27 protein-coding genes and 2 tRNA genes are annotated in these 25,493 nt (G+C 69.1%); 8 read left to right on the top strand and 21 right to left on the bottom strand.

The features are described 5' to 3' along the window. Positions 1-27 precede the first annotated feature (27 nt). Together ACYQ0J_RS13035 and ACYQ0J_RS13030 are read left to right on the top strand one after the other, a co-directional pair. The gene (locus ACYQ0J_RS13035) at positions 28-576 is read left to right on the top strand and encodes a LabA-like NYN domain-containing protein (RefSeq protein WP_460172539.1); all 549 of its coding nucleotides are present in this window, start codon (positions 28-30) and stop codon (positions 574-576) included. A gap of 7 nt (positions 577-583) precedes the next feature. Continuing rightward, positions 584-1,603 carry a hypothetical protein gene (locus ACYQ0J_RS13030; protein WP_460172538.1) on the top strand — a complete coding sequence of 340 codons (1,020 nt, stop codon included), beginning with the start codon at positions 584-586 and terminating at the stop codon, positions 1,601-1,603. On the opposite strand, the gene ACYQ0J_RS13025 is transcribed toward ACYQ0J_RS13030, so the two are convergent. Together ACYQ0J_RS13025 and ACYQ0J_RS13020 are read right to left on the bottom strand one after the other, a co-directional pair. Next, positions 1,600-2,124: a DUF402 domain-containing protein gene (locus tag ACYQ0J_RS13025; protein ID WP_460172537.1), complete on the bottom strand. Its 525-nt coding sequence runs from the start codon at positions 2,122-2,124 to the stop codon at positions 1,600-1,602. The genes ACYQ0J_RS13030 and ACYQ0J_RS13025 overlap by 4 nt on opposite strands. Next, complete coding sequence (locus tag ACYQ0J_RS13020; RefSeq protein WP_460172536.1) at positions 2,121-2,312, bottom strand: YgaP family membrane protein; 192 nt, start codon at positions 2,310-2,312, stop codon at positions 2,121-2,123. The genes ACYQ0J_RS13025 and ACYQ0J_RS13020 overlap by 4 nt, the downstream gene beginning before the upstream one ends. Before the next feature lie 87 nt (positions 2,313-2,399). On the opposite strand from ACYQ0J_RS13020, the gene ACYQ0J_RS13015 reads away from it, so the two are divergent. Both ACYQ0J_RS13015 and ACYQ0J_RS13010 read left to right on the top strand, forming a co-directional pair. Next, positions 2,400-2,476: transfer RNA gene (locus tag ACYQ0J_RS13015), tRNA-Ile, on the top strand. A gap of 46 nt (positions 2,477-2,522) precedes the next feature. Further along, positions 2,523-2,852 carry a tRNA-binding protein gene (locus ACYQ0J_RS13010; RefSeq protein WP_460172535.1) on the top strand — a complete coding sequence of 110 codons (330 nt, stop codon included), beginning with the start codon at positions 2,523-2,525 and terminating at the stop codon, positions 2,850-2,852. A gap of 70 nt (positions 2,853-2,922) precedes the next feature. Here the strand turns inward: ACYQ0J_RS13010 and ACYQ0J_RS13005 are convergent, their stop codons facing one another. Next, positions 2,923-3,954: an SIS domain-containing protein gene (locus ACYQ0J_RS13005; protein ID WP_460172534.1), complete on the bottom strand. Its 1,032-nt coding sequence runs from the start codon at positions 3,952-3,954 to the stop codon at positions 2,923-2,925. 78 nt (positions 3,955-4,032) lie between these two features. On the opposite strand from ACYQ0J_RS13005, the gene uvrA reads away from it, so the two are divergent. Continuing rightward, on the top strand, positions 4,033-6,891 hold the full coding sequence (uvrA, locus tag ACYQ0J_RS13000) for an excinuclease ABC subunit UvrA (protein ID WP_460172533.1): 2,859 nt from the start codon (positions 4,033-4,035) through the stop codon (positions 6,889-6,891). Here the strand turns inward: uvrA and ACYQ0J_RS12995 are convergent. Genes ACYQ0J_RS12995 through ACYQ0J_RS12980 form a run of 4 tightly spaced genes read right to left on the bottom strand, consistent with a single transcriptional unit; the run spans position 6,888 to position 10,653 of the window. Beyond that, positions 6,888-7,508, bottom strand: a complete 621-nt coding sequence (locus ACYQ0J_RS12995; RefSeq protein ID WP_460172532.1) for a TetR/AcrR family transcriptional regulator — start codon at positions 7,506-7,508, stop codon at positions 6,888-6,890. The two genes, uvrA and ACYQ0J_RS12995, sit on opposite strands and share 4 nt — an antisense overlap. Before the next feature lie 25 nt (positions 7,509-7,533). Next, entirely contained in the window at positions 7,534-8,028 is a 495-nt protein-coding gene (locus ACYQ0J_RS12990; protein WP_460172531.1) for a type 1 glutamine amidotransferase family protein, read from the bottom strand. Positions 8,029-8,037: 9 nt separating this feature from the next. Beyond that, positions 8,038-9,741 carry an FAD-dependent oxidoreductase gene (locus ACYQ0J_RS12985; RefSeq protein WP_460172530.1) on the bottom strand — a complete coding sequence of 568 codons (1,704 nt, stop codon included), beginning with the start codon at positions 9,739-9,741 and terminating at the stop codon, positions 8,038-8,040. 57 nt (positions 9,742-9,798) lie between these two features. Further along, positions 9,799-10,653 (bottom strand): NAD(P)H-dependent flavin oxidoreductase, encoded by an 855-nt coding sequence (locus tag ACYQ0J_RS12980; RefSeq protein WP_460172529.1) that lies wholly within the window; start codon positions 10,651-10,653, stop codon positions 9,799-9,801. A 36-nt stretch (positions 10,654-10,689) separates the two neighbouring features. On the opposite strand from ACYQ0J_RS12980, the gene ACYQ0J_RS12975 reads away from it, so the two are divergent. Further along, a complete protein-coding gene (locus ACYQ0J_RS12975) occupies positions 10,690-11,862 on the top strand; it encodes an MFS transporter (protein WP_460172528.1) in 1,173 nt (390 codons plus the stop codon). Here ACYQ0J_RS12975 and ACYQ0J_RS12970 read toward each other — a convergent pair. From ACYQ0J_RS12970 to ACYQ0J_RS12950, 5 genes are read right to left on the bottom strand one after another with little or no spacing between them, the layout of a single operon-like run. After that, positions 11,824-13,254 (bottom strand): glycosyltransferase family 2 protein, encoded by a 1,431-nt coding sequence (locus ACYQ0J_RS12970; RefSeq protein ID WP_460172527.1) that lies wholly within the window; start codon positions 13,252-13,254, stop codon positions 11,824-11,826. The genes ACYQ0J_RS12975 and ACYQ0J_RS12970 overlap by 39 nt on opposite strands. Then, positions 13,251-14,390, bottom strand: coding sequence for a HEAT repeat domain-containing protein (locus tag ACYQ0J_RS12965; RefSeq protein WP_460172526.1), 1,140 nt, complete (start codon positions 14,388-14,390; stop codon positions 13,251-13,253). Before ACYQ0J_RS12965 ends, ACYQ0J_RS12970 begins: the two co-directional genes overlap by 4 nt. After that, positions 14,374-14,739 (bottom strand): response regulator transcription factor, encoded by a 366-nt coding sequence (locus ACYQ0J_RS12960; RefSeq protein ID WP_460172525.1) that lies wholly within the window; start codon positions 14,737-14,739, stop codon positions 14,374-14,376. Before ACYQ0J_RS12960 ends, ACYQ0J_RS12965 begins: the two co-directional genes overlap by 17 nt. A gap of 5 nt (positions 14,740-14,744) precedes the next feature. Next, the gene (locus ACYQ0J_RS12955; RefSeq protein ID WP_460172524.1) at positions 14,745-16,910 is read right to left on the bottom strand and encodes an ATP-binding protein; all 2,166 of its coding nucleotides are present in this window, start codon (positions 16,908-16,910) and stop codon (positions 14,745-14,747) included. A gap of 42 nt (positions 16,911-16,952) precedes the next feature. Then, the gene (locus ACYQ0J_RS12950; protein WP_460172523.1) at positions 16,953-17,270 is read right to left on the bottom strand and encodes a cupin domain-containing protein; all 318 of its coding nucleotides are present in this window, start codon (positions 17,268-17,270) and stop codon (positions 16,953-16,955) included. 56 nt (positions 17,271-17,326) lie between these two features. Here ACYQ0J_RS12950 and ACYQ0J_RS12945 point away from each other — a divergent pair. After that, positions 17,327-17,403, top strand: a tRNA-Pro gene (locus ACYQ0J_RS12945). 43 nt (positions 17,404-17,446) lie between these two features. Here the strand turns inward: ACYQ0J_RS12945 and fba are convergent. Genes fba through glpX form a run of 7 tightly spaced genes read right to left on the bottom strand, consistent with a single transcriptional unit; the run spans position 17,447 to position 23,816 of the window. Then, complete coding sequence (gene fba / locus ACYQ0J_RS12940) at positions 17,447-18,370, bottom strand: class II fructose-1,6-bisphosphate aldolase (RefSeq protein ID WP_460172522.1); 924 nt, start codon at positions 18,368-18,370, stop codon at positions 17,447-17,449. Next, positions 18,351-19,019, bottom strand: a complete 669-nt coding sequence (rpe, locus tag ACYQ0J_RS12935; protein WP_460172521.1) for a ribulose-phosphate 3-epimerase — start codon at positions 19,017-19,019, stop codon at positions 18,351-18,353. Before rpe ends, fba begins: the two co-directional genes overlap by 20 nt. Before the next feature lie 9 nt (positions 19,020-19,028). Next, entirely contained in the window at positions 19,029-19,976 is a 948-nt protein-coding gene (locus tag ACYQ0J_RS12930; RefSeq protein ID WP_460172520.1) for a phosphoribulokinase, read from the bottom strand. A gap of 7 nt (positions 19,977-19,983) precedes the next feature. Further along, the gene (locus ACYQ0J_RS12925) at positions 19,984-20,877 is read right to left on the bottom strand and encodes an AAA family ATPase (RefSeq protein ID WP_460172519.1); all 894 of its coding nucleotides are present in this window, start codon (positions 20,875-20,877) and stop codon (positions 19,984-19,986) included. Between the two features lie 59 nt (positions 20,878-20,936). Continuing rightward, positions 20,937-21,368: a ribulose bisphosphate carboxylase small subunit gene (locus tag ACYQ0J_RS12920; RefSeq protein ID WP_460172518.1), complete on the bottom strand. Its 432-nt coding sequence runs from the start codon at positions 21,366-21,368 to the stop codon at positions 20,937-20,939. Positions 21,369-21,381: 13 nt separating this feature from the next. Further along, complete coding sequence (locus tag ACYQ0J_RS12915) at positions 21,382-22,827, bottom strand: form I ribulose bisphosphate carboxylase large subunit (RefSeq protein ID WP_460172517.1); 1,446 nt, start codon at positions 22,825-22,827, stop codon at positions 21,382-21,384. A 14-nt stretch (positions 22,828-22,841) separates the two neighbouring features. Continuing rightward, a complete protein-coding gene (gene glpX / locus ACYQ0J_RS12910) occupies positions 22,842-23,816 on the bottom strand; it encodes a class II fructose-bisphosphatase (RefSeq protein WP_460172516.1) in 975 nt (324 codons plus the stop codon). Between the two features lie 70 nt (positions 23,817-23,886). On the opposite strand from glpX, the gene ACYQ0J_RS12905 reads away from it, so the two are divergent. Then, positions 23,887-24,792, top strand: a complete 906-nt coding sequence (locus ACYQ0J_RS12905) for a LysR family transcriptional regulator (protein WP_460172515.1) — start codon at positions 23,887-23,889, stop codon at positions 24,790-24,792. On the opposite strand, the gene ACYQ0J_RS12900 is transcribed toward ACYQ0J_RS12905, so the two are convergent. Beyond that, on the bottom strand, positions 24,770-25,210 hold the full coding sequence (locus tag ACYQ0J_RS12900; protein WP_460172514.1) for a phosphate-starvation-inducible PsiE family protein: 441 nt from the start codon (positions 25,208-25,210) through the stop codon (positions 24,770-24,772). The genes ACYQ0J_RS12905 and ACYQ0J_RS12900 overlap by 23 nt on opposite strands. Positions 25,211-25,214: 4 nt before the next feature. Then, entirely contained in the window at positions 25,215-25,484 is a 270-nt protein-coding gene (locus ACYQ0J_RS12895; RefSeq protein WP_460172513.1) for a hypothetical protein, read from the bottom strand. Positions 25,485-25,493: the final 9 nt, after the last annotated feature.

The following is a 25,493-nucleotide window of genomic DNA, read 5'->3' as shown; positions in this document are numbered from 1 at the left end:
CCCGGCCTTGTCCTAAGATGGGGGCATATGCGGGTTGCCCTCTTCATTGATGGTTCGTACATGTACCAAGCGGCCAAGCGCCTGGGTTGGAACGTGGACCACCGGCGGGTCCTCACCCAGTTCGCCACCCCGGAGCAGCTCTACAACGCCTTCTATTACGTTCCCATCACCGACCCGGAGGACGAACGCCAGCAGCGCTTCATCGACGCCCTGGTCTTCATGGGCTACACCGTGCGGAGCCGCCTGGTCCGGGGGGAACCCCGGTTTGAGGCCGTGATGGCCACGGATCTCCTCACCACGAGCCCCCGCTGGGACCGGGCCATCGTGGCCAGCGGCGCCGGGGAGCTGGCCTACACCTTTAGCGCCTTGCGTTCCCTGGGCAAGGAGATCCACCTCCTGGGGCTCCATGAGCTTGCGGACCTGGAGCTCAGGAACCAGGCGGACCGCTTCCTGAACCTCCCCGAGTGGCGGGAGGTGCTGGAAAGGACCCCGGGAGGCCGCCGCACCTACGCGGGCTATCCGGTGGAGGCCACGGTGGAGGTAGCCCCCGCCCCCGCGGAAGACACCCAGCCCTAAGGCCCCCATGCCCCCGGGCCCCTGGCTCGTCCTGCTGCTGGCGGGCCTTTTTTTCCTGGCCCTCCCCCTTCCCCCCACGCCCCCCCCTTCCCCCAGCCTGCGGGACCTCCTGCCCTACCCCAGGGAGGAGCGGGAGTCCCTGGTGGCCCTGCACCTGGCCAATAAGGCCAGCCTCCACCGCCTCCTGGGGGCGGAGGCCGCCCGGGCCTACGACCGCCTCTTGCGCCTCGAGCTCAGAAACCAGCTTTCCGGCAAGCGGGCCGCCTACCCCGAGGCCCGGGGGGCCCTCCTCGCCGCCCGGCGCTGGGCCCAGGCCATCGGCCAGGCCCTCCGGGGGGGCGTGGTGCGCCTGGAGGGCCTCCCCGTAGCCCCCCACCACGTCCTGCCCCACGCCCGGGAAATCCGGGCCGCCGCCGGGGCGCTCCGCCTCCCCCCCGGGGTGCTGGCGGCCATCGTGGACAACGAACAGTTCGGGGGGGACAAGGCCCTGGGGCTCTCCCGGAGCGTCCGGGAGGCCGCGGACAGCCTGGCCAAGGGGCTGGCCGAGCTCCAGGGCCAGGCCCCCCTGAGCCGCACCCTGGGCCTGGCCCAGATGAGCTGGGAGGACGCCCTGAAGCAGCAGGATCGCCTGCGCCGCTTCGGCGCCTGGGATCCCGCCAGGCCCTTCCCCAAGAAGGAGGCGGAGGCCAGGAGGGCCCTGGAGGACCCTTACCTCAACCTCCTCTTCACCGCGAGCCGCCTCCGGGGCTACTTCAACGCCCTCCTGGGCCTACCCGCCCAGGACACGCGCCCCCTCGAGGACCCCTGGCTCTACTACCTGGGCCCCGCCTGGCACAACTACCCCCTCAGGGCGCAGAACCTGGAAACCTGGGAGGACAGCTTCCACGGGTTCTTCAAGGGCCTCTTCTACCAGGTGGCCTTGGCAGGGCGCTGGCACCTGGAGGGCCGCACCCTGAGGCCCCTTAAGGCCTGGGGCCCCGGGGCCCTTGGGGAAGGGTCAATCCCGGTCCCCCTTCCCTTTCCCTAGATCCGCTGCATCCACGGCAGGGGTTCCCCCGGGGGCAGGACCGGCCAGCGGCCTTCCCGCATGTGGCGGAGGATGGCCTCCACCGCCCCCTCCGCCGCCGCCACCCAGGCCTTGGGGTAGAGGGGGCGCTTGGCCGCAAACTCCTCCCGGTCAAAGACCTGGCAGGTGTGGTCGGCGCGGCAGCGCACGTCCAGCTCCAGGTCGTACTGGCGGAAACCCCACCCCCTCCACTCCGCCGGGGTCTGGACGTTCCAGTAGTACTCCAGGACGCGCCCCTCCCGCACGTCGGGCCCCCCGGAGTACCAGGCTCCGGGAAAGAAGGCCACGTAGGCGTCGTGGTCGAGGACCACCGCCTTGCCCTTGCCCACGTGGTGGAAGGTCCCGCCCTGGGGAAGGAGGGTAAGCACCCCCTCGGGCCGCACCTCCACCACCCGGGCCTCCCAATGGTAATGGAGGACCTCCCCGGGAAACTTCCAGAACTCCACCCGCAGGGCGTCCCCGGGGGCAAGGGGCCAGCTCACCGCTTGGTGCTGATGCCCAAGACCTTGTAAAGGGCGCAGAAGCCGGTGACGGCCGTGAAGAGGAGGACCACCCCCAGGATGCCCAGGATCCAGTTCCAGGGCGAGGCCGACTGGAAGGCGAAGTAGAGGAGGACCAGGGCCAGGATAAAGCGGATCACCCGGTCGGTGGTGCTTTCGTTCACCGTCATGTTCCACCTCCGCCATAGAGCATATACCACCCTGCCCGGGGACGTTTGGCCCCAGGGGCACTTTGTGCTAGAATGAACTCTCAGCGTGGGCCGTTAGCTCAATCGGTCAGAGCGGCCGGCTCATAACCGGTTGGTTGCAGGTTCAAGTCCTGCACGGCCCACCAGCCTTTCCCCGGGGAGGCTTGGCCCCTTCTTTGGGAAAATGGGAGCATGGACGCCCTGCAAGCCTTTCAGGTCCTGGACCTCCGCGTGGGACGCATCCTGAAGGCCGAGCCCCACGAGAAGGCGCGGAAGCCCAGCTACAAGCTCTGGTTGGACCTAGGCCCCCTGGGGGTCAAGACCTCCTCGGCCCAGATCACGGACCTCTACACCCCGGAAGACCTCCAGGGCCGCCTGGTGGTGTGCGCGGTGAACCTGGGCACCCGCTGGATCGCCGGGTTTCCCTCGGAGGTCCTGGTGCTGGGGGCCAAGGACGCGGCCGGGCGGGTGGTGCTCCTTGCCCCGGAGAGGGAAGTCCCCCTGGGGGAAAAGGTCTTCTAATACCACCCCATGCTGGCCCAAGCCAGCATGGAGGCCCCGGTGGTGCCACCCATTCCCACAGGGGGTGGCCTTAGCGGGTCCGGGTCACCTTGGCCAGGTGGCGGGGCCGGTCCGGGTCCAGCCCCCGGGCCCGGCCCAGGGCCTCGGCCATGGGGTAGAAGGCCTGGACCAGCAACAGGGGGGTAAGCTCCGGCCCCAGGGACACGGGGACGGCGAGGGGGGTGTGGGCCAGGGCCAGGGCCTCGGGTTCCGGCGAGAGCACCAGGAGGTGCGCCCCCTTGGCCTTAAGCCCCTCCAGGGTCTTGAGGAAGCCCTCGGCGGCCTCGTCCCCTTGCACCAGGGCCAATACGGGGAAGCCCTCCTCCAGGAGGGCCTGGGGCCCGTGGAGGAACTCCGCGGCGGAGAAGCCCTCCGCGTGCAGGGCGGCCACCTCCTTAAGCTTGAGGGCGGCCTCGAGGGCCACGGGGTAGGTGAAGCCCCGGCCCAGGACGAAGAGATTCTCCGCATCCTCCAGGTAGCCCAGCTCCCCCCCGGCCTCCACGGCCCGGGCCAGGGCCTCGGGGAGGGCAGGGAGGGCCTCCCGCAGCCCGGCCTCCTGCCCCAGGTGGGCGAGGAGGTGAAGGGTGGCGGCCAGCATGGCGAGAAAGCTCTTGGTGGCGGCCACCGCCCGCTCCTCCCCCGCGTGCAGGGGCAGGACCACCTCCGCCGCCCGGCTCAAGGGGCTTTCCTCCCGGTTCACCAGGGCCACGGTGAGGACCCCTTGGCGGCGGTAGGCCTCCACCGCCTCCACCACGTCGGGGCTTTCCCCGCTTTGGCTGTAGGCCAGGAGGAGGGAGGGGAAGGGGGGGCGGGGGTAGGCCCGGTACAGGGTGAGGACGGAAGGGGCCAGGGAGAGGGTGGGCCAGAGGAGGCGGGCCTCGAGGAGGTACTTGGCGAAGAGGGCCGCGTGGTCCGAGCTTCCCCGGGCGGCGGTGAGCACCAAGGCGGGGGGGCGGCGGCGCAGGAAGGCGGCGAGGCCTTTCACCTCGGACTCGTTCTCCCGGAGGAGGCGCTCCACCACCTTGGGGGCTTCCTCTGCTTCCCGACGCATCCAGGAGGCCATGGGGCCATGATAACCCGCCCGGGCATGAACCCCCTGCCCCCCTACCCCTTCCCCGGGGAGGGTGGTATACTTCCACGGATGGACCGCATCGTCATCCGGGGCGCGAGGGAGCACAACCTGAAGAACGTGAGCCTGGAGCTCCCCCGGGGGAAGTTCATCGTCATCACCGGGGTTTCGGGCTCGGGGAAGAGCACCCTGGCCTTCGATACCCTTTACGCGGAGGGGCAAAGGCGCTACGTGGAAAGCCTCTCCAGCTACGCCCGGCAGTTTCTGGGGGTGATGGACAAGCCCGAGGTGGAGAGCATTGAGGGGCTTTCTCCCGCCATCTCCATTGACCAGAAGACCACGAGCCACAACCCCCGCTCCACCGTGGGCACGGTGACGGAGATCCACGACTACCTGCGCCTCCTCTTCGCCCGCGTGGGCACCGCCTACTGCCCCGAGTGCGGCCGCCCCATAGAGAAGCAGTCCGCCAGCGAGATCACCGACCGCCTCCTCGGGCGCCCCCCGGGTACCCGGGCCATCCTCATGGCCCCCCTGGTGCGGGGGAGAAAGGGGGAGTACAGGAAGCTCTTCCAGCAGCTCCTCAAGGAGGGGTACGCCCGGGTGCGGGTGGACGGGGTCATCTACCTCCTGGAAGAAGCGCAAGGCCTCAACCTGGAGAAGTACGAAAAGCACGACATCGACCTGGTCATAGACCGGGTGGTGCTCAAGGAGGAGGAGCGCCCCCGCATCGCCGAGGCGGTGGAGCTCGCTCTCCTCCGGGGGGAGGGGCTCATGCGGGTCCTCTACCCGGACAGCGGGGAGGAGGAGCTCCTCTCCGAGAAGTTCGCCTGCCCCGAGCACGGTTCTGTCCTAGAGGAGCTGGAACCCCGCATCTTCTCCTTCAACGCCCCCTACGGGGCCTGCCCCGCCTGCTCGGGCCTCGGCTACAAGCAGGAGTTTGACCCGGAGCTCATCGTGAACCCCGAGCTCTCCCTGGCCGAGGGGGCCATCCTGCCCTGGGCCAGGGGGCGGGACACGGGAAGGAGCTACCTCTGGGACCGGCTCCGGGCCCTGGCGGAGCACCTGGGCTTTGACCTGAAGACCCCCTTCAGGGAGCTTTCGGAAGCGGCCCAGCGGGCGGTGCTCTACGGCCTCCCCGAGCCCTTTGAGGTGGTCTTCCGCCGCGGGGGAAAGGAGACCTTCCGGGTGGAGGTGCACTACGAGGGGGTCATCCCCTGGCTGGAGAAGCGCTACCAGGAGGCGGAGTCGGAGGGGGTGAAGGAGGTCCTGGAAGGCTTCATGTCCCTCAAACCCTGCCCGGTCTGCGGCGGCACCCGTTACAAGAAGGAGGTACTCTCGGTGCGGGTGGCGGGGAAGAACATCGCCGAGGTCTCCGCCCTGCCGGTGCGGGAAGCCCTGGAGTTCTTCCGAAACCTCGAGGAGCACCTCTCCCCCTTCCAGGCCCAGATCGCCAGGCCCATCCTGCGGGAGATCGTGGAGCGCCTGGGCTTCCTGGTGGGGGTAGGCCTGGACTACCTCACCCTGGACCGGGCGGCCAACACCCTCTCCGGGGGGGAGGCCCAGCGGATCCGCCTGGCCACCCAGGTGGGCTCGGGCCTCACCGGGGTCCTTTACGTGCTGGACGAGCCCTCCATCGGCCTCCACCCCCGGGACAACCAGCGCCTCATCGCCACGCTCAAGCGCCTCCAGGCCCTGGGCAACACCCTCATCGTGGTGGAACACGATGAGGAGACCATGCGGGCCGCGGACTGGATCGTGGACATGGGGCCCGGGGCGGGGATCCACGGAGGGGAGGTGGTGGCCCAAGGGCCCCTGGAGGAGATCCTCAAAAGCGAGAAAAGCCTCACCGCCGCCTACCTCAGGGGGGACAAGAGGATCCCCGTCCCCAAGGAACGCCGCAAGGGGAACGGCAAGTGGCTGGTGCTCAAGGGGGCCCGGGAGCACAACCTGAAGAACGTGACCCTGCGGGTTCCCCTGGGCCGGTTTGTGGCCGTGACCGGCCCCTCGGGAAGCGGAAAGAGCACCCTGATCCACGATGTCCTCTACGCCGCCTTGGCCCAGAAGCTCATGCGGGCCAAGGCCACCCCGGGGGCCTTTGCGGCCATAGAGGGCCTGGAACACCTGGACAAGGTCATCGAGATCGACCAGTCCCCCATCGGGCGCACCCCCCGCTCCAACCCCGCCACCTACACGGGGATATTCGACGAGATCCGCGACCTCTTCGCCAAGACGCCGGAGGCCAGGAAGCGGGGCTATGGCCCCGGACGCTTCTCCTTCAACGTCAAAGGGGGGCGGTGCGAGGCTTGCGGCGGGGACGGCACGGTGAAGATCGAAATGCTCTTCCTGCCCGACCTCTACGTGCCCTGCGAGGTGTGCAAGGGCAAGCGCTACAACAAGGAGACCCTGGAGGTGAAGCTTAGGGGCAAGAGTATCGCCGACGTCCTGGACATGACCGCCGAGGAAGCCCTGGACTTTTTCCAGAACGTTCCCACCATCGCCCGCAAGCTCCAGCTCATGGTGGACGTGGGCCTGGGGTACATGCGTCTGGGCCAGCCTTCCCCCACCCTCTCCGGGGGCGAGGCCCAGCGGATCAAGCTCGCCACCGAGCTCGGGCGCAAGGCCACGGGCCGCACCCTCTACATCCTGGACGAACCCACCACCGGGCTCCACTTTGACGATGTGGCCAAGCTCCTAGACGTGCTCCACCGCCTGGTGGACGCGGGGAACACGGTGGTGGTGATTGAGCACAACCTGGACGTGGTGAAGACCGCGGACTGGGTCATCGACCTGGGCCCGGAAGGGGGGGATAGGGGCGGGGAGATCGTGGCCGAGGGCACCCCGGAGGCCGTGGCCCTCTCGGGAAGCCCCACCGGGGTCTTCCTGGCCAAGATCCCGGAGATCGCAGAACGCCTCCAGGTGGCCGCGGATTAGGCCCGCGCCCTCTTGGGCTTGGCCTCGCGGCTCAAGATGCCCTCCAAGGCCAGGCTCAAGGACTTTTCCAGTTCCCCCTCGAGGTCGCGGTGGGGGGTATAGGCCGCCCAGCGCAGCGCGGAGAGGAAGTAGAGGTCGGCCAGGGTCCGGCCCATGCGCTCCAAGGACATGTCCTGGCGCACCACGCCCTTTTCCTTCAAGGGCCGCAGCACCTCAGCGATGAGATCCCCCAGGGGGAGGGCCTGGAAGGCGGCCTTGGCCCGCAGGGGGTCGGGGTTTAGGAGCTCGTAGAGCAGGGGCAAGAGGAGGTCCTTCTCCGCCTGGGTGTACGCGGAGAGTTCCTTAAAGATAAACCGGAGAACCGCGATGGGGTCGGCCCCCTGGGCCAGCTGGCGCCGCACCTCTTCCTTGAGGCGGGAGAGGAGGAGGCTGCCGTAGTCCAGGAGCACCGCCTCCTTGTAGGGAAAGTAGTTAAAGAAGGTACCCCGGGACACGTGGGCGGCCTTGGCGATGTCGGTGGCGGTGGTTTCCTGAAAGCCCCGCTCGCGGAAAAGGGCCATGGCCGCCTGGAAGATGCGGTCGCGGCGGCGCTTCTTCTGGTATTCCCGGACGGTCATGGGCTCAGTGTACGGCAGTCTAAACTCAGAGCACAACCGCTTTGTGGGCCCAGTCCTCCAAGGCCCTGAGGAGGGCGAGCCCCCCCGTGGTGGTGTACACCTTGTCCTCCCGGTGAAAGGGCTCCCCCACCACCCGGTAGCCCCGCCCCGCCAAGGCCTCCGCCACCTTCTCTCCCGCCGCCACCACCGGCGGGAGCCTCCCCGCCTCCGCCAGGAAGAGGTGGCCGTTATAGCCCACGAAGACCGCCTCCAAGCCCTCCCACACCTCCTCCAGGAAAGCCAGGTAGGTGGGGTCCTTTGCCATGCGCCCAGGCCGCCTGGCCCCCGGGACCAGAAGCGCCCGGGGCGGGGGGGCGGCGGGAAAGGCATAGGTGGGGGTCCAGATGGCCCCCGCCAGGGCCGGGATGCCCTTGCGCCCCTTGGCCACGGTGTAGACGGGAAACTCCAGGCGCCTTGCCGCCTCGAGGCCCAAGGCCGCCTCCAGCTCGGAGAACTCGGGGAGGAGCAGGATTCCCAGCACCTTAGCCCATTATGGCAGAAGGCGGTACAGGAGGAGGGCCGCCTCCCCCCGGGCCACCCCCTCCCCGCCGGGGACCTTGGCCTCCCCTAGGGCCTGGAGGAGCTGGTTCAAGAGGGTGCGCCTCAGGGGTTTTTGCAACTCCTCCCGGTAAAGCTCCCGGGCCTTGAGCACCACCCGCAGGCGCTCTTCCGGCCCCCTGGCCCGGTAGTAGTGCTCCAGGTTGGCCAGAAAGTCCCCCAAAAGGATGGGGTCGGAAAGGCCCAGGGAACCCTTTAGGTAATAGGGCCCGGCGAAAAGGCCCCGGCGGAGGAGGGCCACCGCCTCCCGGTAGCCGGGCCTTTCCGCCTCCCCTCCCCGTTCCGGGGAAGCCAGGCGCGCGCCCCGCTGCAAAAGCCTCCTGCGGAGCGCCTCCATCCCGCTTGGACTTTGGGCCAGCTCCTGGAAGCTGCCCAGGGGCACCTTTAGGATGCCCGCCTGGGGGGCCCTGCGCAAGAGGGCCGCCGCCACCCCCGCCGCCTCCCCCAAGGCCATCTGCAGGGGCACCACCCGGGCGGAGAAGGCGGCCACGCTGTCAAAGCCCGCGGCCTGGGAGACCACCAGGAGGTTTTTGACCTCCTGGGGCACCAGGGTGCGGAAGGGAACCCCGTAGGGGGCGGGGGTACCGAGAAGGTAAGGGGTCTCTCCCGGGTAGTACGCCTGGCCGTCCATGGGGTAGCCCCCCAGGGCCACGGCATCGGGGAAGTTCCGCCCCAGGAGCACCTCCTCCGCACGCAGGCGGTAAAGGGCCCTGAGGTGGCGGGTCTCCCGGAGGTAAAGGGCGGGGGCTACCCCGCCCAGACGCGCGGTGCCGAAGACCAGGGGGTCTTTCTCCCGCAGGTAGGCCACCACCCGCTCCGCCTCCAAAGCCGCCTCCCGCCGTAGCCGCTCCAGGCCCAGGGGATCCCCCTCCACCCCGAAGAGGAGAAGGGCGTTCACCAGGAGGCTCCCGTCATCCTGGCGGCTCAGGTTCAAGCCCCTGAGGGCGTAGCGGCCCGGGTCCGAGGGCGCGTACCCCCGTACCAGGTCCCCGAAACCCCAGCCGCTCTTCCCCCAGGCCCCGGCCCCCGTGCGCCGGACCTGGCCCTCGTAGTTCAGGGCCAGGAAGACCGCCCCCCAGGGCACCCCCTCCAGGCGGAAGACCAAGGTGGCGGCCATGCTCCGCCCGTCCAGCCCTGTGTCCTCGCGGCCCCAGGTAAAGCCCGCCCCGGCGCGGAAGGCCAGCTCGGCGGTGTCGCTGGCGTCCACGAAGTAGGGGGCCTGGTACGTGCCCCCCGGCGTGGCCAGAAGGGTGAGGCTTCCCCCCTCCACCTCCACCCGGTCCAGGGAGGCCTCGAGGCGAAGCTCCACCCCCGCCTCCCGGAGCAGGGCGAGGAGGACCTCCTCCGCCCGGCGCACGTCAAAGGACGCCTCTCCCCCCAGGCGGCGGTAGAAGTCCAGGAAAAGCCCCCTTTGGAGCAGGCCCTCCCGGTCCTTGGCCAGGTCCAAGGTGGCGAGCCACCCTTGCGTGAGCACCCCCCCCACGCCCGGCCCGGGCTCCAGGAGGAGCACCTTCAGGCCCTCCTGGGCTCCCGCCACCGCCGCCGCCACCCCCTGGGGGGTGGCCCCGTAGACCACCAGGTCGTACTGGGCCACCGCAAGGCCCAAGAACAGGAGCAAAGCCAACCCCGCGCGCATGTTCCCTCGAGGAAAGGCCCTGGGGTAGCCCCGGCCGTCTGCTCCAGGATACCCGCCCTAGGGCAGGTTCCGCTTGGCCTCCTGGTACTCGGCCCAAAGCCGGGCCACCACCTCCTTGGCGGAGGGGATCTCCCGGATGAAGGCCACCCCGTGCCCGGCGGAGTAAACCTCCTTCCAGGCCTTCCCCCCAGCCTGGCGGAAGCGCTCCAGGGACTCCCTTAGGAAGTTGGCGGGCACCCCGGTGACCTCCGGGGTGTACTGGACGTCCTCCGGGGTGGCCCGGAGGAGGGCCTCCTTGTAGGCCAGGGGGGCCTCCGACTCCTGGGTGGCGATGAAGCGGGTGCCGATGTAGGCCCCGTCCCCCAGGGCCAAGGCGGCGAGGAGCTGCCGCCCCGTGGCGATGCCCCCGGCGATGAGGACCGGCACCCCGAGCTCCTCCCGAAGCCAGGGCCCGAGGACAAAGGGGCTCACCGGCCCCGCGTGCCCCCCGGCCCCACAGGCCACGGCCACCAGGGCATCCGCCCCGGCGGCCACCGCCTTCTTCCCGTGGCGCAGGCCCACCACGTCGCACCAGACCACCCCGCCGTAGGCCTTGACCCGCTCCACCACCCGGCTGGGGTCTCCCAGGGAGGTGACCACCAGGGGCACCCTTCGCTCCACCACCGCCTGGAGGTCCTCCTCGAGGCGGGGGTTATCCTTCAGGATGAGGTTCACCCCGAAGGGCACCCCTTGCGGGAAGTTCTCCAGGAACTCCCGGAAGGCGGCGTGGGTGCGGAAGTTTAGGCTCGGGATCACCCCGATCCCGCCCGCCTCGGCCACGGCCTGGAGGAGCCTGGCCCCGGAAACCAGGAACATGGGGGCGGCCACGATGGGGTAGCGGATACCCAGCATGCGGGTGACGGCGGTCTCCATGGCACAAATTCTACCGGGTTCAAGGATAATCGGAGGGTGGAACCGGAGCGCTCCTTGAGGCTTTCCATCTGGGAAGGGACCCTGGCCATCCTCTTCATCAACTGGAGCACCGGGGTGATGCTTACCGGCTACGCCCTGGCCCTGGGGGCCTCGCCCCAGGCCCTGGCCCTTTTGGGCGCCTTACCCTTTCTGGCCCAGCTTCTGGCCCCCTCGGCCCTCTTCCTAAGGGGAAGCCGCAAGGCCCTGGCGGTGCGCCTAAACCTGGTGGCCCGCCTCCTCTTCCTGCCCGCCGTGCTCGCCGCCTTCCTCCCGGAAGGCCTGAGGGTGCCCTTCCTGCTCCTCTTCGCCGGGGCTTCCCAGCTCCTGGCGGCCCCCGTTGGGGTCCTTTGGCTCTCCTGGATGGCCGACCTGGTGCCCGAGGAAAAACGGGGACGCTACTTCGGCCTAAGGAACGCCCTCTTGGGCCTGGTGGGCACCCTGGGCAACCTCCTGGGGGGCGTGGTGGCCGACCGGCTCCCCTCCCCTCTCGGCTACCAGGCGGTCCTCCTTCTGGGCGTGGCGGCGGGACTCGCCTCCATCCTCCTCCTCCGCCTGCAGGCCGAGCCCCTCGAGTCCCCCCCACCCCCCGCCAGGGCGGCCCTCCTCCGGGCCTGGCAAGATGGGGCTTACCGCCGGTACCTGGGGCTGGTCTTCCTGTGGTACGGGGCGGTGATGGTGGGGGGGCCCTTCGTCATCCCCTACTTCGTGCGGGTGGGCGGCCTCTCCATGACCGAGATCGGCCTCTGGACGGTGATCTCAGCCACAAGCGGCCTCGTCTTCGGGCCCATGTGGGGCCGGTTGGCCGACCAGAGGGGGCACGGGGTGGTCCTTTTCCGCGCGGGGATGGTGGCCGCCCTGATGCCCAGCCTCTGGCTCCTGGGATCCCAGGCGTTCCCCTGGCCCATCTGGCTTTCCGCCCTCGCCGATGCCCTGGCCTGGAGCGGCCTGGGCACCGCCTTGGTCAACGCCGCCCTAGCCCAGACGCCCAAGGAGGCCCGGAACGGCTACCTGGCCCTTTTCTGGTTGGCCCTGGGCCTGGGAGGGCTAGCGGGTAGCCTCCTGGCCGGGGGCGTGGCGGGGCTCGGCCTGGGGCCAAGCCCCTACCACCTGCCCCTCCTCCTCTCCTTGGGCCTAAGGCTGCTGGTGGCCCTCCGCCTCGGTAGAGGCTAGGCCCTTGCGCCGCATCTCCCCCCACACCCCCCGCTTGCGCCACACCTGGAAAGTGGCCCAAAAGCGCTCCAAGGCCAAAAGCTGGCGGTAGCCCGCCCCCTCCACCACGCTGAGGAGGAGGAGCCAGAGGCGGTCGCGTAGCCGGGGGTAGCGCTTCAGGAGCAAGGTCTCCATCCCCACCCCAAGCTGCGAGAGGAGGACGCCGTAGCCCACGGCCAGGAGGAGGAAAAGGAAGGCGAACTCCGCGTGCAAAAGCCCCAAGGCGTAGAAAACCGGAAGCAGCACGTACCCCACCACCTCCACCACAGGACCCAGGGCCTCAAAGAGGAAAAAGTAGGGCGTGGCCACGAGGCCCAGGCGCCCGTACCGGGGGTTGAAGAGCATGGCCCGGTGGAGCCAGAGCACCTCCCATAGCCCCCGGTGCCAGCGGTTGCGCTGGCGCCTCAGGGTGGCCCAGTCCGCGGGCACCTCCGTGTAGCAGATGGGGTCCGGGGTGTAGAGGATGCGGTACTCCCTTTCCTCCTCCCGGGCCCGGCGGTGGAGGCGGACCACGAGCTCCATGTCCTCCCCCACGGTGTCCGTGCGGTACCCGCCCACCCGCAAGACCTCCTGGCGGCGGAAAACCCCAAAGGCCCCGGAGATGATGAGCAGGGCGTTCATGGCGCTCCACCCGGCGCGCCCCAGGAAGAAGGCCCGGGCGTACTCAATCACCTGCATCTTCTCTACAAAACCCCGGGGGAGGCTTAGGGTCTCCACCACCCCGCCCCGCACCCTGGCCCCGTTCAGGGGCCTTATCGTCCCCCCCACGGCCAGCACCCGGTCGTCCTCCAGGAAGAGGCGGCTCGCCCGCAGGAGGGCCTGGGCGTCCAGGAGGCTATCGGCATCCACCCCGCAGAAAAGGGGGTAGCGGGCCAGGTTGAGCCCGGCGTTCAAGGCGTCGGCCTTGCCCCCGTTTTCCTTGTCCACCACGAGGAGGTTGGGGTGAAGGAGGGAGCGGTAGATGGCCCGGATGGGCTTGGTGGGCACCGCCTTGCGGAAGGCCACCTCCACCGGCACCAGGCGGAAGGCTTCCTTGAGGACCTCCAGGGTGCGGTCCTTGGGGCCGTCGGCCACCACGATCACCTCAAACTCCGGGTAGTGGAGGCTCAGGAAGGAGCGCACCGAGGCCACGATGGTCTTCTCCTCGTTGTAGGTGGGCACCAGGATGGACACGGGCAGGTAGGCCTCCCGCTCCAAGAGGTCCTTGAGGGCGAGCTCGGAGAGCTCCCGGGCGTAGCGGGCCACCATGCGGATGCCGAAGAGGGCGAAGAGGGCGTACAGGAAGTTGAGGGTGGCAAAGTAAAAGAGGACAAAGACCTGGTAGGTGAAAAGGAGGAACGCCAGCGCGCTCACGTCTCCTTCCGCAACACCTGTTCCGCCATGGCGCGGCCGTAGGGGTCGGGGTGGGCCTGGGCCGCTTGGCGGAGGAGCCCGGGGTCCAGGGACCTTAAGGCCTCCGCCGCCCCCCGGCGCACGTAGAAGGAGGGGTCGGAGAGGGCCCGCCACAGGGCCCGCCGGGCCACCTCTCCCCCCACCAAGGGCAGGAGGCGCACGGCCTGAAGGCGCAGGAAGTCCTCGGGAGCCTGGAGGTGGGCCAGGACCACCTCCCAAAGGCCCTCGGGGGCGTAACCGAGGCGGGCCAAGGCCCGCATGGCCGCCGCTCTAAGCTCGGGGTCAGGGTGGTGGAGGAAGCGCTCCGCCTCCCCCGCCAGGCCCAAGAGCCTGAGCCTGCCCAAGGCCTCCAGGGCCGCCCAGGCCTCCTCCCCTCCCCCCTCCTCCAGGAAGTGGCGCACCACGGGGTCCGCCCGGTCCTCCAGGAGGAGGAGCACCTCCAAGAGGGCCCCCCGGGGCAAGGCGGCCTGCAGGAGGCCTGAGGCCAGGGCCAGTGCCGCCTCCTTCGGGGCCAGCCGGGAGGCGGCCCGGGCCGCGGCCAGGCGGAGGACGGGGTCCGGGTGTCTGAGGTAGGGGAGGACCAGGGGCAAGGCCTCGGCCAGCCGGGCCTGGGCCAGGGCGTCCAGGGCCTCGAGGCGGGTGGCCCGGGAGGCGAAGCGGCCCAAAAGCCTCCGCCGCCACCGGGGAAGGACCTCCCGGAGCCAGGCGGAAAGCCGTTCCCCGTACTCCCCCCTAAGGCTTTCCCGCAAGGCCAAAAGGGCCTCCACCGCCTCCTCGGGCCAGGGAGGAGAGGGCGGCTCCTTCTCCTCCAACAGGGCCTCCGTGAAGCGGGCAAGCCAGGCCTGGTAAGCGGCCCGGGCCCGGCCCTCCCTCCAGGCGGTATAGGTGTGGTAAAGGAGGACATAGCCGGAGAGCACCCCCAGGGCCAGGCCGGTAAGGGCGAGGCTCTGCCAGAGGGTCCAGGCCACGGGGCCATAGCCCACCGCCCCCCAAAGCCGGGCGGAGAAGACCAGGACCAGCCCGCCCAGGGCCAGGGCCTCGAGGCTCACCACCGAGGCCACGATGAGGGCATAGACCCCTTCACCGCGCCGCCACATGCCGCTCCAGGCGAAGGACCAGCTCCTTGGGGCTGAAGGGCTTGGTGAGGTAGTCCTGGGCCCCAAGCCTTAGGGCCTCCAGCACGTGGTGCTCCTGCCTGAGCCCGGAAAGGACCACCACGGGAACGGAGCGCCCAAGCTCCTGCCGCAGGTGGCGCAGGAGGTCCAGGCCAAAGCCCCCGGGCAGGTTCAGGTCCAGGACCACGGCCTCGTACGTCCCTTCCTCCAAGGCCCGCTTGCCCGAGAGGAAATCCCGGGCCACGAGCACGCCATACCCCGCCCGCTTCAGGGCCAACTCCAGCACCTGGGCCACGGCAGGGTCGTCCTCCACCACCAAAACCCGGGCCATCCGGCTCATTCTATTTTCCCCAAGAGGGCCGCCACCTCGGGGTTCGGGTGGCGCCGAAGCTCCTCCTGTAAGAGCCTTTTCGCCTCCTCCTTCCTGCCCTGCTCCAAAAGGGCCTTGGCCAGGGTGAAGCGGGCCAGGGGGTAGTCGGGCTTGAGGCCCAACACCTGCCGGGCGAGGAGCTCCGCCTCCTTGGCCCGGCCCAGGGCCAGGACCACCTCCGCCAGGCCCCAGCGGGCGTCCAGGTTGCCGGGGTCTTGGGCCAGGACCCTCCGGTAGTCCTCCTCCGCCTCGGCGTAGCGGCCCATGTGGTAGAGGAGCCGCCCGTGGCGCACCCGGATGTCGGGGCTTTCCAGGAGGGCCAAGGCCCTCTCGTAAAGGGGCTTGGCCTCCCCGTGGCGGCCCTGCAGGTAGAGGGCGAAGCCGAGCTCCCCTAAGGCCTCGGCATCGTCCGGGAAGGCGGCCACCGCCCGCCTGAGGAAGGCCTCCGCCCCCTTGGGATCCTGGGGAAGGCGGCGCTTGCCCTGGTAGAAGCTATACCGCTCCCGGAAGGGCACGGGGTCCGAGGGGTAGCCCTCGAGGCCCACCTCGTCCAGGGCAAAGGCCCGCACCTGGCTCACCCGGTCCCCCTGGGGCAGGTAGCGGAAGGTGTTCCCCTCCACCGGGGCCGAGAGGAGGAGGGCGTCGCCGCTTCGCACCTCCACCCGGAAGCCCCGGGCCCCCTCCGGCCCCAGGAGGCGGAAGACCACCTCCCCTTCGGCCCCGGCCACCGGGCGCACCAGGGGGGCGGGGAGGAGCTTGCGGCGCACCCCCGTGCCCAGCACCGCCCCCTCCCCGGCAGGGAGGCGCTCTTCCCCCAGGGCCACCTGGCCCCGGTAGAGGGAAAGCCGGCTTCCCTCGGCCCGGTTCAAGCGCAAATGGGTGCCCGTGGGCCGCACCTCGCCCTCCGGGGTGGCGAGGGAGAGGGGCACGGGGGCCTCCCGCACCGCCTCCACCCCCCCGCCTTCCAGGGCCACCCGCACCCTCTCTCCCCCGCCCCAAAGGCTCCGCCAGCGCCGGGCCTCCCCCTTTGCGTCCGGGCTAAAGGCGAGCTCCAACCCCCTAAGCCGCACCACCTCCCCCGCCGGCACCTCCCCGAAGGCCTTGGAACCCAAGGGGGCCGGGAAGAGGGGGAGGCGGGCCAAGGCGATGAGGGCCACCGCGAGGAGGAGGAGCCGCCCCACGGGGGCCCGCTGCCCGGGCTTAGGCCTGGGCAGGAGGAGGAGGAAGGTGCTCCCCCGGCCCAAGCGGCTCCTCAGGCGCACCTCCCCCCCGTGGGCCTCGAGGACCCGCTTCACCAAGGCAAGCCCCAGCCCCGTCCCCTCCGCCTCCCCCCGGGTGGAGGCCCGGTAGAAGGGTTCAAAGACCTTGGCCTGCTCCTCCTTGGGAATCCCGGGGCCGGTGTCGGCGATGGCGATGCCGTACCTTTCCCGCCCCACCAGCAGGCGGAGGGAGACCCGCCCCCCCTCGGGGGTGTACTTCACCGCGTTGTGGAGCACGTTGAGCACCGCCTGGTAAAGCCAGTCCGGGTCCCCGTAGACCCAGGCCCCGGACCGGGGCAGGGTGAGGCGCAGGAAAAGGCCCTTCCTCCGGGCCAAGGGCCGAATCTCCTCCGCCGCCCGCCCCACAAGGGCCTTGAGGTCCACCCGCTCGCTCTTGAGGCGCACCCCTTGGCCCAGCCTCAGGTACTCCTGCGCCTTCTGCAAAAGCTCTTGAATACGCCTGGCGCTCTTCTCCGCGATCTCCAGAAGCTCCTTGGCCTCCTGGGCGAGCCCCTCGGTCTCCCGGGCGAGCTCCAGGGCTCCAAGCACGCTCATGAGGGGGTTTTTGATCTCGTGGAGGAGAAGCCGGAGAAGCCTGGCGGTCTCGTCCTGGGCCTTTAGGAGGGCGAGCTCCCGCTCCCTTAAGGCCATGACCTCCTGGAAGGCCCGAAGGAGGAGGCGGAAGGTGGCGAGCGCCTCCTCCTTCGGGGGGCGGCCCCCCTCCCAGTAGAGGGCCAGATCCCCCTCCTCCAAGAGCTTCTCCCCCCGGAGGGGGCCCTCCGGCAACACCGCCCCCCGGTAGACCAGGCGCACGGGGTAGCGGCGCAATAGCTCAGCCAGGAAGGCGAGGTCTTCCGGGGGGCTACGGACCATCCTCCCTAGGTTAGGGGAAGGGCTTGAAAGCCCCGTGAAAGGTCAGGGCTTGGGGGCCATGACCACCAGGAGGAGGGCGGGGCTTGCGGACTCGTTGCGCACCCCGTGGGGCTCCCCCGCCCGGGCCATGGCCGCCATGCCGGGGGCGAGCAGGGCCTCCTCTTCCCCGATCCGGACCACCACCTCCCCCTCCAGCACGTAGTACACCTTGTCGGAGCCCTCGTGGGCGTGGACCTTCTGGGCCTGCCCCGGGAGGAGGGCGTAGAGGTCAAAGAACATGCGCTCGGAATGGAACACCGGGATCTTGGCCAGCTTCTCCGGGCTGTACTGGACCAGGCGCCGCACGTCCTTGATGTCCATGTTCCCGAGTCTACTTGACGGAGGCCCTCGAGGGCACTAGACTAACCTTTGCGCGCCGGGGAGTAGCGCAGCCTGGTAGCGCACACGCTTGGGGTGCGTGTGGTCGTCGGTTCAAATCCGGCCTCCCCGACCAAAAACCCCCCGCCCCAGGGGCGGGGGGCCTTCCTTGCCTTAGGCTAGGCCCGGCCCACGGTGCCCATCAGTTCAAACTTTTCCCGGATCACCTGCTTGAGGTAATCCCGCCCCCTGCCGATGATCTTGCGGGGGTCAAACTCCTTGGGGTTCTGCGTCACCACCTCGCGGATGCCCAGGGTCATGGCCAGGCGGAGGTCGGTGTCGATGTTGATCTTGGCGATGCCGTTGGGGATGGCCTTCCTGATGTCCTCGTCGTGGATGCCGGTGGCCTCCTTGAGCTCCGCCCCCGTGGCCAGGAGCCTTTCCTTGAGCCAGGTGGGCACACCGCTCGCCCCGTGGAGGACCAAGGGCAGGGCAACCCGCTTGCTGATCTCCTCCAGGCGCTTGTGGTCAATGTAGGGGCGGCCCTTCCCCTTGTAGGCCCCGTGGCTGGTGCCGATGGCGATGGCCAGGTAGTCTATCCCCGTCTCGGCCACGAAGCGCTCCGCCTCCTCCGGGTCGGTGAGAAAGGCCTCCGCCTCGGAGACCTGGATGTTGTCCTCGATGCCCTGGAGGCGGCCCAGCTCCGCCTCCACGCTCACCCCCACCGCGTGGGCCGCCTCCACCACCTTCTTGGTCTCGGCCACGTTTTCCGCGAAGGGGTGGTGGCTGGCGTCGATCATCACGCTGGTGAAGCCTGCCCTGAGGGCCTGCATCACCATCTTGAAGTCGGCCCCGTGGTCCAGGTGGAGGACCACGGGGACCCGCACCCGGCTCGCCATGTCCCGCACCAGGTTGGCCAGGTTCTCCATGCCCGCGTACTTGCGGGCCCCGTCGGAGACCTGGATGAAGACCGGGGCCTTGAGCTCTTCGGCCACCTCGAGGATGGCCTGCGTGATCTCCAGGTTGTTGGTGTTGAAGCTAGGAACCGCATACCCCTCGCGCCGCGCCTTGTCCAGAACCTCCTTACCCACCACCAAGGGCATAGAGCACCTCCTTGAGCTCCTTCAGGTTTTCCGCCACCGGGCGCCGGTTGAAGAGGGCGCTTCCCGCCACGGCCACGTCCGCCCCCGCCCGGTAGACCTCGGCCACCGTCTCCTTGTTCACGCCCCCGTCCACCTGGATCAGGCAGGCGGGGTTCAGCCGGTCCCGCATCTCCTTGAGGCGCCTGAGCCTCGAGGTGGCGGTGGGGATGTAGCGCTGCCCGCCAAACCCCGGGTTCACGCTCATGAGGAGGGCCAGGTCCAGCTCGGGCAGAAGGGGCTCAAAGGCCTCGAGGGGGGTGGCGGGGTTGATGGCCAGCCCCGCCTTCTTCCCCAGCTCCTTCACCTTCTGCACCGCCCGGTGGGCGTGGGGCGTGGCCTCGTAGTGGACGGTGATCACGTCCGCCCCCGCCCGGGCGAAGTCCTCCAGGTAGCGCTCCGGATGCACGATCATCAGGTGCACGTCCAGGGGCAAGGAGGTCACCCGCCTGACCGCCTCCACCAGGAGGGGCCCGAAGGTGAGGTTGGGGACGAAGACCCCGTCCATCACGTCCAGGTGGATCCAGTCCACCCCGGCCGCCTCGGCCTCCCTAATGGCCTCCCCTAGCCTCGCCAGATCCGCCGTGAGGATGGAGGGCGCGAACTTCAGCATGCCTTCCCCCTAGGCCACCCGCAGGTGTCCCCGCTCAATGGCCAGCTCCCGCATCTTAACCAGATAGTAGGCGATGATGAGCTGGGTCAGGGCCAGGGGGTAGCTCTGCCCCGCCTTGTCCCAGAAGGTACCCACCAGGCTGGGATCAAAGTGCTCCGCGTGGTCCCCCAGGTGTTCCCAGATGATGCGCTCAAAGGCCTGGGCCTGCTCGGGGGTCACGTTTCCCGTGATGTCCAGGATGTCCGCCTCCCGCCGCGTCTCCAGGCGGATCAGGGCCTCGTCCTCGTAGGCGGAGTGGAGCACCTCGGAAAGGTCCAGGCGGGGAAGGGTGTGCTTCAGGGCGATGCGCACGTTCAGGGTGCTGGGGTTCTCCGGGTCGTAGCCCGGGGGGCGGTAGAAGCGCACGATGATGTCCGCGTGCTCCTTCTGCGGCCAGATGAAGGCCCGGGAATCGGGCATGCGCCGCTCTATGTCCGCCAGGACCTCCTCCGGGGTGTAGCCCCGCTTGGCCACGTCCCGCTTTACCTTCCACTCCCGCCTGAGCTCCTCCTCGGGGTCCAGGTACACCGTGAGGTGGTAGCGACCCCGGAGGGCGGGGGAGTAGAGGGTGAGGAGGCCCTCCAGGATCACCACCCGCGGCACCAGGCGCCCGTCCTCCTCCACCGCCCTAGGGGCGGGGACGTACACCGGGGGGTCAAAGGTGCCCGTGGAGTGGTTGTAGACGGGCTTCAGGATGGGCTCCCCCTCCGCCAGGAGGCGCACGTGCTGCTCCATGATGTCCATGTAGTTGCACTCGGGGTTCAAGGGGGTGATGCCCAGCTCCTTGCGCTGCTTGCGGTCGTACTTGTGGTAGTCGTCCACGCAGATGCTGGTGGTGCGCTCCGTCCCCAAAAGCCGGGCAATGCCCCCGGAAATGGTGGTCTTGCCCGCTCCCGAGTCGCCGGCGATGCCTAACATAAAAGGCCTATGGGGCATCCTCCTCCTCCTTATCTTCCTTGAAGACGGAGCTTTGGTAGATGTCCTCGGCCGCGATGGTCATGAGCTCCTCAGGGGTGACGGGCCCCGCCTTCTGGTAAAGCCGGTAGGCCTGGCGCAGCTTGAAGCGGTCCAGGGCGTTGCGCACGCTACGGGCGAAGGCGAAGTTGGGAAGGCGCATGCGCCTCTCCAGGTACTCCCGGAAGGCCACCTCGGCCTCGGGCGCAAAGCGGTATCCCTGCTTTTCCAGCATGATCTTGCCGATCTGGAAGAGCTCCTCCGGGGCATAGGGGGGAAACTCAATGTGGTGGGCGATGCGGGAACGCATGCCGGGGTTCAGGGCGAAGAACTCCTCCATGCGGTCCTTGTAACCCGCCAGGATCACCACCAGGTCCTCCCGCTGGTTCTCCATGACCTGAAGGAGGATCTCAATGGTCTCCTGGCCGTAGTCCCGTTCGTTTTCCGCCCGGTAGAGGCTGTAGGCCTCGTCGATGAAGAGGACGCCCCCCATGGCCCGCTTCAAGACCTCCTTGGTCTTGGGGGCGGTGTGGCCGATGTACTGGCCCACCAGGTCGTCGCGGCTCGCCACCACCAGGTGGTCGCGGCGGATGTAACCCAGCTTGTGGAGGATGGTGGCCATGCGCAGGGCCACCGTGGTCTTCCCGGTGCCGGGCGGCCCCACGAAGGCCATGTGCAGGGTGGGCCGGTCGGCGGTGAGGCCGAGCTCCCGGCGGAGCTTGTCCACGGAGAGGTAGGCGGCGATCTCGCGGATGCGCTGCTTCACCGGCCTAAGGCCCACCAGCTCCCGGTCCAGCCCCTCCAGGACCGCCTCGATCTCGGGGTTCTTCACCACCGCCAGGTTGTGCTCTTGGGCTTCGGGCATGGGCCACCTCCCTTGGGCCAAGGGGCCCCGGCCCAGGCCGGGACCCCTGGACGTGGGGCTTACTCCTCCCGGTACCGTTCCCCGGCGGGCTTCATGGTGGCGTAGGCCTCGAGGGTGTACTTGAGCCTGCGCCCGTCGGAGTAGACCTGGCGGTGCAGGCGGAAGCCGGGCTCCTCCACCGGGGGCCTGTGGGCGATGAAGGAGACCCGCTGGGCCTGCCACATGGGGGAGGGGTCGTAGCCGTTGATGCGGATGTAGTGGTTGGGGAAGGCCTCCCGGCACTGCCGGAACTCGTACATGGCCGGGGCGGGGTCCTCCAGGTCAAACATGGGGAGGCCCCACATGTTCCAGTAGACGTTGTAGGGGCTGGGGTCGTCCGTGTACTCAATGGAAACCGCCCAGCCGTTCTGGATGATGTAGCGGATCTGGGCCTCGATCTCCTCGTCGGTAAGGTCGGGCAGGTAGGAAAAGGTTCCTTGGGTAATCCGCATGCGCTACCTCCTCTTAGCTCGGGGTGGGCAGGACATCGGGGGTGTCGGTGGAGGCGAAGTCAAAGGTGACGCTCCCCCAGGTCTCCAAGGCGGCGGCCAGGGCCTTGGAGTGCTGGGCCGCCTTCTTGAGGATCTCGGGCCCCTCGGCCAGGATGTCCCTCCCCTCGTTCCTGGCCTTGACCATGGCCTCGAGGGCCACGCGGTTGGCGGTGGCCCCCGCCTGGATCCCCATGGGGTGGCCGATGGTGCCGCCCCCGAACTGCAAGACCACGTCATCCCCGAAGAGGGAGAGGAGCAGGTGCATCTGCCCCGCATGGATGCCCCCCGAGGCCACGGGCATCACCGCGGGCAGGTAGGCCCAGTCCTGGTCAAAGAAGATGCCCTTCACAGGGTCGGCCTTCACGTACTGCTCCCGCAGGATGTCGTAGTACCCCCGGACCAGGTTGGGGTCCCCCTCCAGCTTGCCCACCGCCGTGCCCGCGTGGATGTGGTCCACCCCCAGCATGCGCATCCACTTGGCCACCACGCGGAAGTTGATGCCGTGGTTCTTCTGCCGGGTGAAGGTGGCGTGGCTGGCCCGGTGCAGGTGGAGGATCATGCCGTTCTTGTGGCACCAGTTGGAAAGGCTCTGGAGGGCGGTGTAGCCCATGGTGAGGTCCGCCATGATGATGATGGAGCCGATCTCCTTGGCGAACTCCGCCCGTTCATAGACTTGCTCCATGTCCGGGGCGGTGACGTTCATGTAGTGGCCCTTGCGCTCCCCCGTCACCTCCTCCGCCTTCATCACCGCCTCCTGGGCGTAGAGGAAGCGGTCCCGCCAGCGCATGAAGGCCTGGGAGTTGATGTTCTCGTCGTCCTTGGTGAAGTCCAGGCCGCCGGCCAAGGCCTCGTAGACCACGCGCCCGTAGTTCCTGCCGGAAAGCCCCAGCTTGGGCTTCACCGTGGCCCCGAGGAGGGGCCGGCCGTACTTGTTCAGCATGTCCCGCTCCACGGGGATGCCGTGGGGGGCCCCCTTGAAGGTCTTGAGGTAGGCCACCGGGATGCGGAGGTCCTCGAGGCGCAAGGCCCGCAAGGCCTTGAAGCCGAAGACGTTGCCGATGATGGAGGAGGTCATGTTGGCGATGGACCCTTCCTCAAAAAGGGCCAGGTCATAGGCGATCCAGGCGAAGTACTGTTCGGGATTCCCCGGCACCGGCTCCACCCGGTAGGCCTTGGCCCGGTAGCGGTCCAGGTAGGTGAGGCGGTCGGTCCAGACCACGGTCCAGGTGGCGGTGGAGGACTCCCCCGCCACCGCCGCCGCCGCCTCCTCCGGCTCAATGCCCGGCTGGGGGGTGATGCGGAAGAGGGCGATGGTGTCGGTGTCCTTGGGTTCGTAATCGGGGTCGTAGTAGCCCATCTCCTTGTACTCCAAGACCCCGGCCTTGCTGTACTTGCCTTTGCCCGCGTACTGGGTTGCCATTCCTCTACACCTCCTCAGTAGGCCACGGGGCTGATGCCCCGAAGCTTCTCAAGCCGGTGCCAAGCCTCCACCTTGCGCAGGGTTCCCGTGGCCCCCCGGATCACCAGGCTCTCCGTCCAGGCCCGGTGCTGCCCGTAGCGCACCCCGCGCAGGAAGGGGCCATCGGTGATGCCGGTGGCGGCGAAATGGGTGTCCTCGGCTTGGCAAAGGTCTGCTAACGTGTAGACCCTGTCCAGGTCAAAGCCAGCGTGGACCAGGTTCCAACGCTCTTCCTCACTCTGGGGGTCCAGGCGCATCTGCATCCCGCCCCCCAGGGCCCGGACCGCCACCGCGGCGATCACCCCCTCCGGGGTGCCCCCCGTGCCCATGAGCACGTCCACCCCCGTGTCGGGAAGCACCGCGGCCAAGGCCCCCGCCACGTCCCCGTCCGTCTGCAGGCTGATGCGGGCCCCCGCCAGGCGGATCTCCTCTATGAGCCGGGCGTGCCGGGGTTTGTCCAGGACGAACACGGTGAGCTCCCGCACCTCCTTGCGGAGGGCCCGGGCGATCTCCTTGAGGTTTTCCGCCACGGAAGCCCGGAGGTCTATGGCCTCCCGGGCCTCGGGACCCACCACCAGCTTGGCCGCGTAAAAACCGGGCCCGGGGTTGAACAGGGCCCCCTCGGGGGCTGCGGCGATGACGCTGATGGCCCCGTACCGCCCCAGGGCCAGGAGGCGGGTGCCCTCCACCGGGTCCACCGCCAGGTCCCAAAGGGGCCCCTCCCCCTGGCCCAGCACCTCCCCGTTGAAGAGCATGGGGGCCTGGTCCTTCTCCCCCTCCCCGATGACCACCCTTCCCCGGAACTCCAAGGCGTTGAGGAGAAGGCGCATGGCCTCCACCGCGGCCCGGTCCCCGCCCTCCTTATCCCCCCGGCCCACAAACCGGGCCGAGGCCAGGGCAGCGGCCTCGGTGGCCCGCATGAGGTCCAACCCCAGGTTGCGCGTGGGCATAGCCATGCGCTTACCTTAGGGGGGCATTTTTATTATTGCAATCATATGCTTTCGGCCATACCATAAGCTCATGCTCATATCTAAGAACGCTAAACTGCCGAACCCCGCCGCATTACGGGTCTTCGTGACGGTGGTGGAGGAGGGGGGGGTGGGCCGGGCCGCCTTAGCCCTGGGCATCACCCAGCCCGCAGTGAGCCAGTACCTGCGGGCCTTGGAGGAGCAGGTGGGCCACCCCCTCTTTGAGCGCCAGGGGCGGCACCTGGTCCTCTCCCGGGTGGGGCAGGCCCTCCTGCCCGAAGCCCGCAGGGTGGTGCAGGCCCTGGAAGAGTTCCAGCGGATCTCCCAGGCCATGGGGCGGCTGGAGCTGGGGGAGGTCACCCTGGGCGCGGCCACCACCATGGCCACCTACGTGCTCCCCCTCTTCCTGAAGGACTTCCACCAGGCCCACCCCGGGGTCCGGGTGCACCTGGAAAGCGGCTCCTCCGAGCGGCTGGCGGAGCGCCTGCGCATGGGGGAGGTGGAGTTCGCGGTCCTGGAGGGGGTAGAGCACTGGGAGGGGTACGAGCGCCACCTCTTCTACGAGGACGAGCTGGTCCTCATCGTCCCTCCGGAGCATCCCTGGGCCAACCGGGAAACCATCCCCCCGGGGTGGCTCAAGGAGGAGACCCTCATCGTGCGCAAGCCCGGGTCCATGACCTGGCGGGCTTTGGAGCGGGCCTTCGAGCAGGCGGGCCTGGAGCTCAACCCCATCTTCTACACCGACAACAACGAGGTCACCAAGCGCCTGGTGCTGGCCGGGGCGGGGGTGGGGATCGTGAGCCGGGTGGTGGTCCAGCCCAACCTGAAGGTGGGGAACCTGCGGGCTTTAAGGCTCGCCGAGCCCGTGGGGGAGATACGGCGCTACTTCTGGCTGGTCCACCCCAAGGCGGTGGCCAACCCCGCGGCCCAGGCCCTCATTGAGCTCCTGAAGGCCTGACCAGGCGGATGGCCAGGGCGAAGGCCACCACCAGGAGGGCCAGGAGGCCCAGCTCGGCCAAGACGGCGATAAAGGCGGGGTCGGCCAGGTCAAACTTCTCCACCGCCTCGGCGGTGAGCACCAGGACCCGCCTCACCGCGGCGATGATGCCGATGACCAGGAAGGGGGTGGCCTCCAGGGTCCCCTCCCGGGCGAAGCGGAGCAGGGTGTAGAGGATCTCCGCCAGCATCAAGGCCAAAAGCACCCGGTCCAGGAGGGCCACGGCCACCTCGGCGTAGTCCCCCTCCAGGAGGTGGCGCACCCCTTCCGCCAGGGTGGAAAGGAGCAGGACCGCCGCCCCGGCCGCGATCAAGAAGCCCGCGAAGAGGTAGATGACGGTTTCCGTGGCCTGGAGAACCCGGAAGGCGTCCCGTTTCACGCCCTCAGTCTACGTCGTTCAGGTAGGTGAAGTCCCCCTGTTCCTCCAGGAAGCGCCGCATGACGTAGGGGGGGCGCACCTGGCCCTCCTCGGGCAAGGGACCTTCCATCCAGTGGGGCCGGGCGGTGGGGGGCGGGGCCTGGAAGCCGTAGAAGTAGTAAAGGACCCAGTAGCCGTGGGCGTCCTTCAGGACCACCGCGTCCCCGTAGCCGTCCTCCAGGACCTTGACCGCCCGCGCCTTGGCCTCGCCGTAGGGCAGTTCGTCGTACTCCACGGTTCCCTC

The sequence above is a fragment of the Thermus sp. FJN-A genome, from assembly GCF_054655095.1.
The sequence above is the reverse complement of the archived record's forward strand: the minus strand, read 5'-3'. Positions and strand labels throughout refer to the sequence as shown.

Excerpts from the sequence above, each read along its gene's own strand:
- ACYQ0J_RS13035 (WP_460172539.1), top strand. The coding sequence starts at position 28 with ATGCGGGTTGCCCTCTTCATTGATGGTTCGTACATGTACCAAGCGGCC.
- ACYQ0J_RS13030 (WP_460172538.1), top strand. The coding sequence starts at position 584 with ATGCCCCCGGGCCCCTGGCTCGTCCTGCTGCTGGCGGGCCTTTTTTTC.
- ACYQ0J_RS13020 (WP_460172536.1), bottom strand. The coding sequence starts at position 2,312 with ATGACGGTGAACGAAAGCACCACCGACCGGGTGATCCGCTTTATCCTG.
- ACYQ0J_RS13010 (WP_460172535.1), top strand. The coding sequence starts at position 2,523 with ATGGACGCCCTGCAAGCCTTTCAGGTCCTGGACCTCCGCGTGGGACGC.
- ACYQ0J_RS13005 (WP_460172534.1), bottom strand. The coding sequence starts at position 3,954 with ATGGCCTCCTGGATGCGTCGGGAAGCAGAGGAAGCCCCCAAGGTGGTG.
- uvrA (WP_460172533.1), top strand. The coding sequence starts at position 4,033 with ATGGACCGCATCGTCATCCGGGGCGCGAGGGAGCACAACCTGAAGAAC.
- ACYQ0J_RS12995 (WP_460172532.1), bottom strand. The coding sequence starts at position 7,508 with ATGACCGTCCGGGAATACCAGAAGAAGCGCCGCCGCGACCGCATCTTC.
- ACYQ0J_RS12985 (WP_460172530.1), bottom strand. The coding sequence starts at position 9,741 with ATGCGCGCGGGGTTGGCTTTGCTCCTGTTCTTGGGCCTTGCGGTGGCC.
- ACYQ0J_RS12980 (WP_460172529.1), bottom strand. The coding sequence starts at position 10,653 with ATGGAGACCGCCGTCACCCGCATGCTGGGTATCCGCTACCCCATCGTG.
- ACYQ0J_RS12965 (WP_460172526.1), bottom strand. The coding sequence starts at position 14,390 with ATGTGGCGGCGCGGTGAAGGGGTCTATGCCCTCATCGTGGCCTCGGTG.
- ACYQ0J_RS12960 (WP_460172525.1), bottom strand. The coding sequence starts at position 14,739 with ATGGCCCGGGTTTTGGTGGTGGAGGACGACCCTGCCGTGGCCCAGGTG.
- ACYQ0J_RS12955 (WP_460172524.1), bottom strand. The coding sequence starts at position 16,910 with ATGGTCCGTAGCCCCCCGGAAGACCTCGCCTTCCTGGCTGAGCTATTG.
- ACYQ0J_RS12950 (WP_460172523.1), bottom strand. The coding sequence starts at position 17,270 with ATGGACATCAAGGACGTGCGGCGCCTGGTCCAGTACAGCCCGGAGAAG.
- fba (WP_460172522.1), bottom strand. The coding sequence starts at position 18,370 with ATGCCCTTGGTGGTGGGTAAGGAGGTTCTGGACAAGGCGCGGCGCGAG.
- rpe (WP_460172521.1), bottom strand. The coding sequence starts at position 19,019 with ATGCTGAAGTTCGCGCCCTCCATCCTCACGGCGGATCTGGCGAGGCTA.
- ACYQ0J_RS12930 (WP_460172520.1), bottom strand. The coding sequence starts at position 19,976 with ATGTTAGGCATCGCCGGCGACTCGGGAGCGGGCAAGACCACCATTTCC.
- ACYQ0J_RS12925 (WP_460172519.1), bottom strand. The coding sequence starts at position 20,877 with ATGCCCGAAGCCCAAGAGCACAACCTGGCGGTGGTGAAGAACCCCGAG.
- ACYQ0J_RS12920 (WP_460172518.1), bottom strand. The coding sequence starts at position 21,368 with ATGCGGATTACCCAAGGAACCTTTTCCTACCTGCCCGACCTTACCGAC.
- ACYQ0J_RS12915 (WP_460172517.1), bottom strand. The coding sequence starts at position 22,827 with ATGGCAACCCAGTACGCGGGCAAAGGCAAGTACAGCAAGGCCGGGGTC.
- glpX (WP_460172516.1), bottom strand. The coding sequence starts at position 23,816 with ATGCCCACGCGCAACCTGGGGTTGGACCTCATGCGGGCCACCGAGGCC.
- ACYQ0J_RS12905 (WP_460172515.1), top strand. The coding sequence starts at position 23,887 with ATGCTCATATCTAAGAACGCTAAACTGCCGAACCCCGCCGCATTACGG.